Here is a 13,989-nt window from a genome sequence, read left to right as displayed (position 1 = left end):
ACATCAGATTCCGCAAAGCCTCACCATGTGAGGCTTTGTTTTTTCAGGGTCTCCAGCCAGGGATTGGGTCGCTGCCAGCTGAAGCTCTGGTTGGCCCCACCGTAGCATTCGGCCAGCCGCAGCGGCGTGCCGGGCATATGGCGTCGCCCGGCCACATCAAGGCAGCGGGAGACCTTGCTGTTGAACAACCTGTCCTTCTGCCACTCCCACTGCGCCCGCCCATCACAGGGGGCCAGCATCAGCTCGCTGTCGTTTTTGGCCTGCAGGCAGAGATCCTGCAGGTGTAGCTCACCCAGATCCCACTCGAACAATTGGTCGTCTTGGCCGCTGCAGGGTTGTGCCAGCAGCTTCTGCTGTGACACCGCAACGCAAAAATCGCCGCTGGTCAGCAAGGGGGAGCGGGCACGTTCCTCCTGCGGTTGCGACGCAATGGAGCCCATCATCATATCGGTTGATGGCGGCTTGATGGTACAGCCACCCAGCAGCAAGGCTGCCAGCAGGGCGGGAGTGCAAGAAAAAGAAATTTTGTTATACATGGGAAACACGCCTGAAATGGGCCGATGACATCCGGTTGTCAGTGACTCTAGGCTGCAGCATAACTGAAAGGGCAGACATCTTGCCCAAAGAGAGTGTAAACAGACGTAACAGCGGGTTAATAGAGGCGAGGATCTCAAATACCAGAAAGCAAAAAACCCCGCCGAAGCGGGGTTTTTCTAAATGTGGTCGGTGATAAAGGATTCGAACCTTTGACCCTCTGGTCCCAAACCAGATGCGCTACCGGACTGCGCTAATCACCGAGGCTATTTCTTGCGAAACAGTTTACTACTTTTAAAGTCTAAAAACAACAACTTAAGTCATCTTCATCATACAGCAAGTATGGTGCGAAGAGAGGGACTCGAACCCTCACACCCGGGGGGCACTAACACCTGAAGCTAGCGCGTCTACCAATTCCGCCACCTTCGCATACCTGACAAGCTGTAAAATGGGGTGGCTGATGGGGCTCGAACCCACGACAACCGGAATCACAATCCGGGACTCTACCAACTGAGCTACAGCCACCACAGCTGTTTTCGTTCCACAACACGCCCGTTTAACCGGCGCACTTTTGATGGTGCGCCCGACAGGATTCGAACCTGTGACCTCTGCCTCCGGAGGGCAGCGCTCTATCCAGCTGAGCTACGGGCGCTACGCTGTCGAACGGGGCACATTATTGATGATGAACGATGCCTAGTCTACAATTTTTTTCCTTTATCGTGCTGACCGTTGCTTTTTACAGCACATCGTATGCTTTTATCGCAGTTTTCCTCAATAAACACACCAAACGGCGCAATGCACGCCGATCTTTTGTGTCATCTTGGCTTGTTATCTTGACTTGGTTTTATGCCCACCTAAAATGAATGAACGTTCATTCAACCGAAAATAGCGCAGATGAGTCCAGATAAAAAAGAGTGCATCTTCAATGCTGCCCATGAAGTGCTGGGTGAACGGGGCTTTCATGGTCTGTCGATTGCAGAAGTTGCCAAAAAGGCCAACGTTGCCACCGGCACCATCTATCGCTACTTCGCCGACAAGGATGATCTGGTTCGGCAGCTCCATCAGCACACCATCTTGCAGTGTGTCCCCATGGTCATGGCTGATGTAGATGTCGATAAAGTTGTATTTCAACAATTTCGCCAACTATGGCTAAATATTCACACCATATTCGTTAACGAACCCAACGCTATCAAGTGCAAATTACAGTACGAAAGCTCCCCGCTAGGGGCAGAGTTGGAAACCAATCCTGTCATCCTGGCCGCTTGGGAGCCTCTGGACCGATTTTTTGAACAGGGTGTTGAACAAGGACTGTTTATTGATTTACCGATACGGGCACTCCAGGTGTTGAGCCTGGACAGTGTCATGCATCTGGCCCTGCAATGCAGGGTGCATCACATCACGCTGACCGAAGCGCAGTTGGAAACTGCGATTCTGGCCAGCTGGAACGCCATTTTACCCCCCATCACGTCTACCTCAGGAGCCTGTTCATGAAAAAGTGGATGGCCATTATGCTGCTGATTGCGATTGCCTTGTTTGGCAGCGTCATCGGTTTCAATTTGTTCAAACAAAAGATGATTGCCCAATACATGGCCAACCGGCCAGAACCCGAGTTCCCTGTCACCGCCATGGTGACCAAGGCGCAAGACTGGGTACCGACCATAGAGGCTATCGGCTTCATCGAACCAAACCAGGGGGTCACTCTGTCTACCGAGCTAGCCGGTACCATTGATGCCATCACCTTTGAGTCGGGCACACGGGTTAAGGCTGAACAGCTGTTGCTGAGCCTGGACTCCAGCGTAGAAAAAGCCAATCTGCGCGCGTCCCAAGCCAAGCTGCCCGCAGCCAAGGCCAAGTTCGATCGCTTCCTGAATCTTTACAAGACCAGCTCTATCTCCAAAGAGCAGCTGGATGATGCCGAGGCATCTTTCCGTTCACTGGAAGCGGATATCGAGAGCCTCAAAGCCACTATTACCCGTCGTGAAGTCCGCGCCCCGTTCAGTGGTATGGTCGGCCTGCGTAATGTGTTCCTCGGCCAGTACCTGCAACCGGGTACCGATATCGTGCGACTGGAAGATACCAGCATGATGCGCTTGCGCTTCACCGTGCCCCAGACCGACATCTCCAAAATCACCCTGAACCAGATCGTCAAGATTAATGTGGATGCCTATCCGCAAACCCAGTTTGACGGCCACATTACTGCCATCGAGCCTGCCGTTAACTACCAGAGCGGCCTGATCCAGGTGCAGGCAGATATCCCGAATAACGAAGGCCAACTTCGTTCCGGTATGTTCGCCCGTGCCAGCATCATTTTGCCAACAGTGAAAGATCAGATGGTTATCCCGCAAACCGCCATCTCCTTCACCCTTTACGGTCAGAATGTCTACGTGCTCAAAGAGGGCGAAGAGACTGACAAAGAGGGTAACAAGGTAAAAGTGCTGCGAGCCAAGCAGGTGGTGGTCAAGGCAGGCGAACGACGCGGCAATGACGTGCATGTGCTCTCTGGCATCCAGGCCGGTGACCAGATCGTACTGTCGGGCCAGGTTCGCCTGAGCAACGACACCAAGGTGCATGTGGTCGAGAACGATGCTCTGGCCGTCCCGGCACAAACCCCGATGCTGTAAGCGCGGAGATCTGCGATGCGATTTACTGACATATTTATAAAACGGCCGGTGCTGGCGATCTCGCTCAGCTTCCTGATCGCCCTGCTGGGCTTTCAGGCCATCTTCAAGATGCAGGTCCGGGAATACCCCGAAGTCACCAACACGGTGATCACCGTCAGCACTGGCTACTATGGTGCCAGTTCTGACCTGATCCAGGGCTTTATCACCCAGCCGCTGGAGCAGGCGGTCGCGCAAGCCGACAACATCGACTTCATAACCTCCTCCAGCCAGCTGGGTAGCTCAACCGTAACCGCCTACATGAAGCTCAACACCGACCCCAACGCTGCACTGTCCGACATTCTGGCGAAGGTGAACTCGGTGCGCTCCCAGTTGCCGAAAGAGGCGGAAGACCCCTCGGTCACCTCCTCCACCGGTTCGACCACTGCGGTGCTTTACCTCGGCTTCACCAGCCCGGAGCTCAACTCCAGCCAGATCACCGACTATCTGGAGCGGGTTATCAAGCCGCAGCTCTTTACCGTGGGCGGGGTCTCCAAGGTTGACCTCTACGGCGGGGTCGAGTTTGCCCTGCGGGTATGGCTGGATCCGGCCAAGATGGCGGCCTTCAACCTGACCGCCAGCGACGTGATGACGGTGCTCAACAGCAACAACTATCAGTCCGCGACAGGCCAGGCGACCGGTTACTTCTCCCTGTTCAACGGCAACGCCGAAACCCAGGTCAAGGATGTCGACGAGCTGAAACGTCTGGTAGTGGCAACCCGGGACGGCAAGGTGATCCGCCTCTCCGACATCGCCAAGGTAAGCCTGGAGAAGAGCCACGACATCTACCGCGCCAGTGCCAACGGCCGCGAAGCCGTGGTCATGGCAGTCAACGCCGCCCCGACAGCCAACCCCATCACCATCGCCCACGATGTGCTGGCGTTGCTGCCGAGTCTTGAGCGCAATATGCCGACCACCATGCATCTTAACGTGATGTATGACTCCACCGTAGCGATCAACGAGTCGATCCACGAGGTAATCAAGACCATCCTCGAGGCAGCCGCCATCGTCTTGGTGGTCATCACCCTGTTCCTCGGCTCATTCCGGGCGGTCATAATCCCGATCATCACTATTCCGCTCAGTCTGATCGGCGTGGTGATGATGATGGATATGTTTGGCTTCTCGATAAACCTGATGACCCTGCTGGCGATGGTGCTGGCGATCGGTCTGGTGGTGGATGACGCCATCGTGGTGCTGGAGAACGTGGACCGTCATATCAAACAGGGAGAAGAGCCGTTCCGGGCGGCCATTATCGGTACTCGCGAGATCGCGGTACCGGTCATCGCCATGACGGTCACCCTGGCGGCGGTATACGCGCCAATCGCCCTGATGGGGGGCATCACCGGCTCGCTGTTCAAGGAGTTTGCCCTGACCCTGGCCGGTGCTGTGTTCGTCTCGGGCATCATCGCCCTGACCCTGTCACCGATGATGTGTTCCAAGATGCTCAAGGCTAACGAAACACCGGGCAAGTTCGAGAGCACAGTCCACCACCTGCTGGAGCGAATGACAGATCGCTACGACAGCATGCTGCATGCGGTGATGAAAAAGCGCATCGTCATCGTGGTGTTCGCCATCATCGTATTCGGCAGCCTGCCGTTGCTGTTCAAGTTCATCCCGAGCGAACTGGCTCCGTCAGAGGACAAGGGGGTAATGGCGGTGCTGGGTACCGCACCGTCCAACGCCAACCTGGACTACATCGAAAACACCATGGCGGACGTGAACAAGATCCTGGACGACCAGCCGGAAATCGCCTTCTCCCAGGTCTTCTCCGGGGTGTTCAACGCCAACCAGGCATTTGGTATCGCCTCCATGGTGCCCTGGAGCCAGCGTGAAGCGAGCCAGAAAGAGGTGCTGGATCGGGTCGCCAATCTGGTGAAAGACATCCCGGGTATGGCTGTCACCACCTTCCAGTTCCCGGAACTGCCGGGGGCCTCCGGTGGTCTGCCAATCCAGTTCGTCATCACCACCCCGAACAGCTTCGAAAGCCTGTTCCTGGTGGCCGGTGAAATTCTGGCGGCAGCGCAGAGCAACGGTCAGTTCGTCTATTCGGATCTCGATCTGAACTACGACTCCGCCACCATGAAGATCAAGATCGACAAGGACAAGGCGGGTGCCTACGGCATCACCATGCAGGACATCGGCATCACCATGGGCACCATGATGGCGGACGGTTACGTCAACCGTATCGACCTGGATGGCCGCTCCTACGAGGTGATCCCGCAGGTCGAGCGCAAGTACCGTCTCAATCCGGAATCCATCAATGGCTACTACGTGCGGGCCGCTGACGGCAAATCGATCCCGCTCGGCAGCCTGATCAGCATTGAAGTGGTTGGCGAGCCCCGCGCCCTGCCCCACTTCAACCAGCTGAACTCCGCCACCATCGGCGCCGTTCCGGCACCGGGTGTGGCCATGGGTGATGCGATCAGCTGGTTCCAGACCGTCGCCGACGAGAAGCTGCCGCAAGGCTATCGTTACGACTTCATGGGTGAAGCCCGTCAGTTCGTCACCGAAGGCAATGCACTCTATGCCACCTTCGCGCTGGCACTGGCGATCATCTTCCTGGTGCTGGCGATCCAGTTCGAATCGGTCCGCGACCCCTTGGTCATCATGGTCTCGGTGCCACTCGCCATCAGCGGGGCATTGATTGCCCTGGCATGGGGATTGGCGACCATGAACATCTACTCACAAGTGGGCCTCATCACCCTGGTGGGTCTGATTACCAAGCACGGCATCCTGATCTGCGAAGTGGCCAAAGAGGAGCAATTGCTGCGCGGCATGAACCGGATGGAAGCCGTGATGCAAGCCGCCAAGGTGCGGTTGCGGCCAATCCTGATGACCACGGCCGCCATGATTGCCGGTCTGATCCCGCTGCTCTATGCCTCAGGCGCAGGGGCAGCACAGCGGTTCAGTATCGGTATCGTCATCGTGGCAGGCCTGGCCATCGGTACCCTGTTTACCCTGTTTGTGCTGCCGGTGATCTACACCTATCTGGCTTCCGAGCACAAACCCTTGCCGGTATTTGATGAGACCATTCCGCCCAAGGCAAACGGCGGACACTGATCATCAACAGCATATCAAGGCCCCGATCAGGGGCCTTTTTTATGACGCTCAGGAAAGACGACATAAGTGCATGAAGCAGTTAAACTAAAAAAAACACTATCCAGACCGCAAGGACGCCATGTCAGGACTCTTCTCCAAGACCGCCAAGGCCGTGGGCCGTAACGGACTCTCATACCGCCTGCTCTCCTACATTCTGGTGTGCAGTACCGTACTGGCGCTGATCATCACAGCTCTGCAGCTCGCTTGGGATTACCGCAAGGATGTCGCCGTTATCGAAGATAGCATCGGCCAGATCGAAGCCTCCTTTCTGCAACCCATCGCCGCCAGTTTGTGGAACCTGGATGAAGAGCAGGTCAAGGTGCAGATCGAAGGGATCATGAACCTGCCCAACATGCAGTTCGTGATGGTCAAGGAGATGCTCGGCAACTCCGAAGTACCGCTGCTGACCCAGGGGGTCGAGCGGGAAAGCTATGACATATCCCAGGAGTTCAACCTCACCTATCAGGGGGAAATCGTCGGAAAACTGTTCGTCGCGGCCTCCCTTGAGCAGATCTACCAGCGCTTGATCGAAAAATCGGTGCTGATCATGGTCAGCCAGACCATCAAGACCCTGGTGGTCTCATTTTGTATCCTGATCATCATTTACTACCTGGTGGTCAGACACATCAATCGCATTGCCCACTATGCCCAGAAATTCAATCTTGACCGCCTCGATATGGAACTCGAGCTGGAAGGGCGACCGCAACCACGCCAAAAAATGGATGAGCTGGATACCCTGGTCTCCACCCTCAACCAGATGCGCACCCGGCTGCGTGACGAACTGGTTGCCCGCCATCAAGCGGTCGAGCAGCTGCAACAGGAGCGGGATTTCTCCGCCACCCTGATCAACTCCGCCAACATGATCATCTGTTGCATGGAGCCGAACCTGACCATCGCCAGCATCAACCCGGCAGCCATACTGCTGACCGGCTACCACCAGCAGGAGCTGTTGCAGCACAACTGGCTGGATCTGTTTGTTAGTCCGAACAAACGGGCAGAAATTACCGGCATCTTGTCAGCAGATGGCTCGCTATCAGACAAAGAGGTCATCATGCATGACCAGCAGGCACACGAGCTGGTGCTGCAGTGGACCTTCGTTCCCTTCTACGATGGCCCCAATCTCAAGTACCAGATCGGGTTCGGCTACGACATCACCCAGCTGAAAAAGGTCGAGCGGGAGATTATCCAGCTCAACGAACAGCTGGAAGGCAAAGTGGTGGAACGCACCCGCAGCCTGAGCGAAGCCAACGGTCAGCTGGGCAAGGCGTACGACGACCTGAAACAGGCCCAGCAGACCCTGGTGGAGTCGGAGAAAATGGCCTCCCTCGGTTCACTGGTGGCCGGGGTGGCGCACGAGATCAACACCCCGATCGGCATCAGCGTGACCGCCTCCTCCTACCTGCAGGAGCGGGTCGCTGACTTCAAGTCACACATCGACTCCAAGCAATTGTCACGCTCCTATCTCACCGAGTTCACCGTCAACCTCGATGAGTCAATGCAACTGCTGCAGAGCAACCTGCGCCGCGCCTCGGAGCTTATCGCCAGTTTCAAGCAGGTGGCCGTCGATCAGTCATCTGAAGCACGCTACAACTTCAGTCTCGCCGACAACCTTCATCAGGTGGTGGTCTCCCTCGGCCACAAACTGAAGAAGAGCCAGTGCGAAGTGGATATCCAGTGCGATCCCAAGCTGTCGACCTTCTCCTTCCCCGGCAGTTTTACCCAGATCTACTCCAACCTGATCCTCAACTCCATCAACCACGGGTTCGACAACTGGGACAAACCCAAAAAAATCACCATCAAGGTGGAGCAACAGGGAGGAGACCTGCTGATCGACTATTCGGACAATGGCCGTGGCATACCGCCGGAGATACTGCCGCGCATCTTCGACCCCTTCGTCACCTCCAAGCGAGGTCAGGGTGGCAGCGGGCTAGGCACTCACATCATTTACAATCTGGTGGTGCAACTGCTCCGTGGCCGCATCAACTGCATCAGCGCGCCGGGCAATGGTGCCCAGTTCCATATTCGCCTGCCGATCCAACATAACTGAACGCTGGCTCTTGTGAGCCAGCGGCTTTATCCCCATCATGCTGTGATTGCATTCTTAATGAGCGGAGAACCTCGCAATGGCACAGCATTTTGACTATATCGCCATCGGTGGCGGCAGCGGCGGTATCGCGTCTGCCAACCGGGCTGCCATGTACGGCAAAAAAGTCGCCCTGATTGAAGCCAAAGAGTTGGGTGGAACCTGCGTCAACGTCGGCTGCGTGCCGAAGAAGGCCATGTGGTATGCAGGACAGATCGCCGATGCCCTGAAATATGGCGCCGACTACGGCTTTGACGCCACCCTCAACCACTTCAACTGGGCCAAGCTGGTCGAGTCCCGCCAGGCCTATATCGGCCGCATCCACCACTCCTATCAGAACGTGCTGGGCAAGAACCAGATTACGGTGATCAAGGGCTTCGCCCGTTTCGTCAGCAGTAACACTATCGAGGTCAATGGCGAACACTACACCGCCGATCACATCCTGATCGCCACTGGCGGCCGCCCGGAAATTCCGACGATCCCGGGCGCCGAACTGGGTATCGACTCCGACGGTTTCTTTGACCTGCAAAGCCAACCCAAGCGGGTTGCTGTAGTCGGTGCCGGCTACATCGCAGTCGAGATCGCAGGCGTGATGCAGGCGCTCGGCTCCGAGACCCATCTGGTGGTACGCAAGCATGCCCCGCTGCGTAACTTCGACCCCATGATCCACGAGACCCTGGTCGAAATCATGGCGCAGGAAGGGCCCAAGCTGCACACCCACGCCATTCCCAAAGCCGTGCTAAAGAACGCTGACAACAGCCTGACCCTGCAACTGGAAGATGGTCGCCACCTCACCGTCGACTGCCTGATCTGGGCCATCGGCCGCGCACCTGCTACCGACAACCTCAATCTGGCTGCCGCAGGCATCGCGCTGGACGAGAAGGGCTTTATCCCGACCGACAAGTTCCAGAACACTACCGTCGCCAACATATATGCGGTGGGTGACAACACAGGTCGCATCCAGCTCACCCCGGTGGCCGTCGCTGCGGGCCGTCGCCTCTGTGAGCGGCTGTTCAACAACAAGCCGAACGAGCACCTTAACTACGATTTGGTGCCAACCGTGGTGTTCAGCCACCCGCCCATCGGCACCATAGGCCTGACCGAACCGGAAGCCATCGCCGAATACGGTGAAGCGCAAGTGAAGGTCTACCGCAGCCAGTTCACCGCCATGTACTCGGCACTGACCCAGCATCGCCAACCCACCCGGATGAAGCTGGTCTGTGTCGGCCCGGAAGAGAAAGTGGTCGGTCTGCACGGTATCGGCTTTGCGATGGACGAGATCCTGCAGGGCTTCGGCGTCGCAATGAAGATGGGTGCCACCAAGGCCGACTTCGACAACTGTGTTGCCATTCACCCCACCAGCGCGGAAGAGTTCGTCACTATGCGTTAAGGGCAGATGAAGTTGGCCTGTCTCGAGCAGCCGGCTTCTACAGCCATGTAACTCCTTCCCCCAAACCCGGCTCAGGCCGGGTTTTTTGTTCCCTCCTCGCCACTTCTCTCGCAAAACCGCCGTTCTTTACGGCGATTTTACGCCTGCCTCAGGGCGCTTTATGGCGCCTTTACGCCTGTTTTACATACCCTTGTCTCGTCAATTACACCAACAGAGTCGATACGGTTTTACATCGACTCTCGCAGCTAATTATCTCAATGGAGTCGATATGAATTGGCTATATCTGCTGCTCGTCCTCGCCTTAATGGTCTATCTGCTGCGCGCACTAACGCGCAGTCACGAGTGAGGAACTAGAACATGTGGCAAGAAATAATCTATCCGGTGGCCTTCGTGCTGCTGGTTCTGCTACCGGCACCGCTGCTGGGCAATTACATGTACCGGGTATTTGAGGGAAAAACCCGCTGGCTGGCACCGGTCGAGCGCGCCACCCTGGCTTGCTGTGGCACCGATGGACGGGAGCAGGACTGGAAGTCCTACGCCCTCAGTCTGCTGGCCTTCAACGGCGCCGGTTTCGGCCTGCTGTTCCTGATCCTGATGGCGCAGGGGCTGCTGCCCCTCAACCCGCAACAACTGCCGGGCATGAGCTGGCAACTCGCCTTCAACACCGCGGTCAGCTTTATGACCAACACCAACTGGCAAGCCTATTCCGGTGAGGCCAGCCTCTCCTACTTCAGCCAGATGGTGGGGCTGACCACCCAGAACTTCGTCTCCGCCGCCACTGGCGCCGCCGTTGCAGTCGCGCTGTTCCGTGGTATCGCCCGCCAGCAGACGACCAACCTTGGCAACTTCTGGCAGGATCTGGTGCGTTTCTGCCTCTACGTGCTGCTGCCGATCGCGCTGATCATGGCGCTGCTGCTGGTGTGGCAAGGGGTGCCGCAAAGCCTCTCCGCCTACCTGCCGTTCCAAGGGGTGGAAGGTCAGGAGCAGTTGCTGCCCCTAGGCCCGGCGGCCTCGCAAATCGCCATCAAGCAGCTTGGCTCCAACGGCGGCGGCTTCTTCGGCATCAACTCGGCACATCCGTTCGAGAACCCGACCGCCCTCTCCAACTGGCTGGAGATGGTGACCCTACTCACCATCGCAGCTGCCATGGTCTTTACGCTGGGTCGCTACGTGAAAGACATGGCCCATAGCCGCGCCATTCTTATTGCCATGACCCTCATGCTGGTGCTGGGGCTCTTCGTCTCCATCACTCAGGAGCTGAAACTGGATCCGGCCCTCGCCCATCTCACCACTGACGCCAGCAATATGGCAGGCAACTGGGAAGGTAAAGAGAGCCGCTTCGGCCCAGTGCTCTCCAGCATCTGGGAGGTGGCGACCACAGCCGCTTCCAACGGCTCGGTCAACGCCATGCACGACAGCTTTGCCCCGCTCTCCGGCATGGTCGCCATGATCAATATGCTGCTGGGTGAAGTGGTGTTTGGCGGCGTGGGGGCCGGTATCTACGGCATGATGCTGTTCGTGCTGCTGACCGTGTTCCTGTGCGGCCTGATGGTGGGACGTACCCCGACCTATCTGGGCAAACGCCTCGGCATCACCGAGATGAAATGGGTGGTTGCCAGCATGCTGGTGATGCCGGTGGGTGTGCTGGTGATCGGCGGCGTCACTCTGCTGATGCCGGATGCCAGCACCATCATCGGCCATGATGGCCCGCACGGTCTGTCACGCCTTATATACGCCTACGCATCGGCTGCCGGCAACAACGGCTCCGCCTTCGCCGGCTTTGCCGCCGGTGACAACTGGCAGTGCATCGCCATCGGTCTGGCCATGCTGCTCGGTCGCTTCGGCTACATCATTCCGGTACTGGCCATTGCCGGTCAGCTCGCTCGTGCCCAACGCCAGGAGACGAGCGAAGGGGACTTCCCCATCAGTGGCCCGCTGTTCATTACCCTGCTGATCATCACCGTCCTGCTGATTGGCGGCCTCTCCTTCCTGCCGGTACTGGCACTGGGCCCGGTGGCCGAACATCTGAGCCTGATCGGAGGGGCATTCTGATGAACCTGACCCTGTCGATCACCATCCGGATGTCAATGGCCAACTATCTGATGCTGGGAGCTTTCCAATGAGCAAGTCCACTGCAATGAGCACCGACACCATTCAGGTGAAGGGCAAGAAACAGAAATCGCAAGTCATACAGGCCATGGTTGAAGCCCTTTATCGCTTCAATCCCAAGGCGCTGTTTGGCAGCCCCATCCTGTTCACCCTCTGGCTGGCCGCCGTGATGGCCACCGTGGAATCCCTGCTGGGACAACCCTTCTCGGGGGTTGCACCCTCGCTGGCCTGGCAGCTGACTGCCTGGCTCTGGCTGACCCTCTGGTTTGCCAACTTCGCCGAAACCCTGGCCGAAGGGCGCGGCAAGGCGAGAGCTGACAGCCTGAAAGAGGGCATGAGCCAGCTCAAGGCCCGTCGGGTCACCGATGCCAAAGATGGTCAGGGCGAGTGGGTAGCTGCCACCAGCCTGATGAAGGGTGATCTGGTGCTGGTACGCAGCGGCGAGATGATCCCGGCAGATGGTGAAGTGGTAGCAGGGATTGCCTCGGTCAACGAGGCAGCCATTACCGGTGAATCCGCCCCCGTCATTCGCGAGTCGGGCACCGATCGCAGCGGTGTGACCGGCAACACAACGGTCGTCTCCGACGAGATCTGGGTGCGCGTCAGCAACAATCCGGGCGAGAGCACGCTGGATCGGATGATCGCTCTGGTGGAAGGGGCCAAACGTCAGAAGACCCCCAACGAGATGGCGCTCGACGCCCTGCTGGTGGGGCTGACCCTGATCTTCCTGCTGGTGGTCGCGACCCTGCCCTGGTTCCTCGACTACAACGGCACCCAGGTGCCGCGCCTCTACCTGATCGCCCTCTTCATCACCCTGATCCCGACCACCATCGGCGGTCTGCTCTCCGCCATCGGCATTGCTGGTATGGATCGACTGGTGAAGCTGAACGTCATCGCCAAGTCTGGCCGTGCCGTCGAGGCAGCCGGTGACGTGCGCACCCTGCTGCTGGACAAGACCGGCACCATCACCTTCGGCAACCGGATGGCCGACGAGCTGATCCCGGCACCCGGAGTCGATCCATCCCTGCTGGCACAAGCGGCCATGCTGGCCTCGCTGGGTGATAACACCCCGGAGGGCAAATCAATCCTGACCCTGGCTGGCAAGAGCATGGCCAAGCCAAGCCAGCTGGAGAGTGACAAGGTGATCCCCTTCAGCGCCGAGACTCGCCTGAGCGGGCTGGATCGCAACGGTCATCAATATCGCAAAGGGGCGGTGGATGCGGTACTCAACTACCTCTCCCTCGACCGCAAGGCGGTGCCGGAACTGGTGCTCAAGTCGGTGGACAATATCGCCCGTCAGGGTGGCACCCCGCTGCTGGTCTGTACCCATGAGCAACTGCTGGGAGTGGTGTACCTCAAGGACATCATCAAGCCCGGCATCAAGGCTCGCTTCCAGATCCTGCGCCATATGGGGATCCGCACCGTGATGATCACCGGCGACAACCCGAAAACCGCCGCCGCCATCGCCGCCGAAGCCGGGGTGGATGACTTCATCGCCGAAGCGACGCCGGAGAAGAAGCTGGCCTATATCCGTCAGGAGCAGGCCGATGGCCGTCTGGTTGCCATGTGCGGTGACGGTGCCAACGACGCACCGGCGCTGGCACAGGCTGACGTGGGTCTGGCCATGAACGAGGGTACCCAGGCCGCCAAGGAGGCGGGCAACCTGGTGGATCTCGACTCCAACCCCACCAAGCTGCTGGACGTGGTGCTGGTCGGCAAGCAACTGCTGGTGACCCGTGGTGCCCTGACCACCTTCTCCATCGCCAACGACGTGGCCAAATACTTTGCCATTCTGCCTGCCCTGTTCATTGCCGCCTACCCGCAGTTGGGCGCGCTGAACCTGATGCAACTGGGCAGCCCGCAGAGCGCCATCCTGTCGGCCATCATCTTCAACGCCCTGATCATAGTGGCGCTGGTGCCGCTGGCGCTGCGCGGCGTCAACCTGAAGGGATCCGCCGCCAGTCTGCTGCGCCGCAACCTGCTGATCTACGGTGTCGGTGGCCTGCTGGTGCCCTTTATAGGAATCAAAGTGATCGATCTGGTCATCACCGGCCTCGGTCTGGTGTAACGGCATAACAGGATGCGGGGCAGACCCGCATCCCCAACCATCCCTTTTG

The 13,989-nt window shown here is 58.1% G+C and carries 8 protein-coding genes and 4 tRNA genes; 7 read left to right on the top strand and 5 right to left on the bottom strand.

Annotated elements, in window-relative coordinates; translation table 11 throughout:
* Positions 1 to 20: 20 nt before the first annotated feature.
* The 5 genes from ACY8FN_RS03720 to ACY8FN_RS03700 all read right to left on the bottom strand — a co-directional run bounded on the left by ACY8FN_RS03720 (position 21) and on the right by ACY8FN_RS03700 (position 1,186).
* The gene (locus ACY8FN_RS03720; protein ID WP_139691567.1) at positions 21 to 536 is read right to left on the bottom strand and encodes a ricin-type beta-trefoil lectin domain protein; all 516 of its coding nucleotides are present in this window, start codon (positions 534 to 536) and stop codon (positions 21 to 23) included.
* A gap of 184 nt (positions 537 to 720) precedes the next feature.
* Positions 721 to 797 (bottom strand) — tRNA-Pro (locus ACY8FN_RS03715).
* A gap of 80 nt (positions 798 to 877) precedes the next feature.
* Positions 878 to 963: transfer RNA gene (locus ACY8FN_RS03710), tRNA-Leu, on the bottom strand.
* A gap of 20 nt (positions 964 to 983) precedes the next feature.
* Positions 984 to 1,059: transfer RNA gene (locus ACY8FN_RS03705), tRNA-His, on the bottom strand.
* Positions 1,060 to 1,109: 50 nt separating this feature from the next.
* Positions 1,110 to 1,186: transfer RNA gene (locus ACY8FN_RS03700), tRNA-Arg, on the bottom strand.
* 242 nt (positions 1,187 to 1,428) lie between these two features.
* Between ACY8FN_RS03700 and ACY8FN_RS03695 the strand changes: the two genes are divergently transcribed.
* From ACY8FN_RS03695 to kdpB, 7 genes are all read left to right on the top strand, one after another.
* Complete coding sequence (locus tag ACY8FN_RS03695; RefSeq protein ID WP_463099260.1) at positions 1,429 to 2,025, top strand: TetR/AcrR family transcriptional regulator; 597 nt, start codon at positions 1,429 to 1,431, stop codon at positions 2,023 to 2,025.
* The gene (locus ACY8FN_RS03690) at positions 2,022 to 3,155 is read left to right on the top strand and encodes an efflux RND transporter periplasmic adaptor subunit (RefSeq protein WP_101323196.1); all 1,134 of its coding nucleotides are present in this window, start codon (positions 2,022 to 2,024) and stop codon (positions 3,153 to 3,155) included. Before ACY8FN_RS03695 ends, ACY8FN_RS03690 begins: the two co-directional genes overlap by 4 nt.
* 15 nt (positions 3,156 to 3,170) lie before the next feature.
* A complete protein-coding gene (locus ACY8FN_RS03685; protein WP_463099259.1) occupies positions 3,171 to 6,251 on the top strand; it encodes a multidrug efflux RND transporter permease subunit in 3,081 nt (1,026 codons plus the stop codon).
* A 118-nt stretch (positions 6,252 to 6,369) separates the two neighbouring features.
* Complete coding sequence (locus ACY8FN_RS03680) at positions 6,370 to 8,337, top strand: ATP-binding protein (protein WP_463099258.1); 1,968 nt, start codon at positions 6,370 to 6,372, stop codon at positions 8,335 to 8,337.
* Positions 8,338 to 8,413: 76 nt separating this feature from the next.
* Positions 8,414 to 9,763: a glutathione-disulfide reductase gene (gorA, locus tag ACY8FN_RS03675; protein WP_463099257.1), complete on the top strand. Its 1,350-nt coding sequence runs from the start codon at positions 8,414 to 8,416 to the stop codon at positions 9,761 to 9,763.
* Between the two features lie 357 nt (positions 9,764 to 10,120).
* Positions 10,121 to 11,815, top strand: a complete 1,695-nt coding sequence (kdpA, locus tag ACY8FN_RS03670) for a potassium-transporting ATPase subunit KdpA (protein ID WP_463099256.1) — start codon at positions 10,121 to 10,123, stop codon at positions 11,813 to 11,815.
* Positions 11,816 to 11,882: 67 nt separating this feature from the next.
* Complete coding sequence (gene kdpB, locus ACY8FN_RS03665; protein WP_463099255.1) at positions 11,883 to 13,940, top strand: potassium-transporting ATPase subunit KdpB; 2,058 nt, start codon at positions 11,883 to 11,885, stop codon at positions 13,938 to 13,940.
* The last annotated feature ends 49 nt before the right edge of the window (positions 13,941 to 13,989 follow it).

The organism is Aeromonas sp. 160P (assembly GCF_055193095.1).
This window is presented reverse-complemented; position numbering and strand designations above follow the sequence as displayed.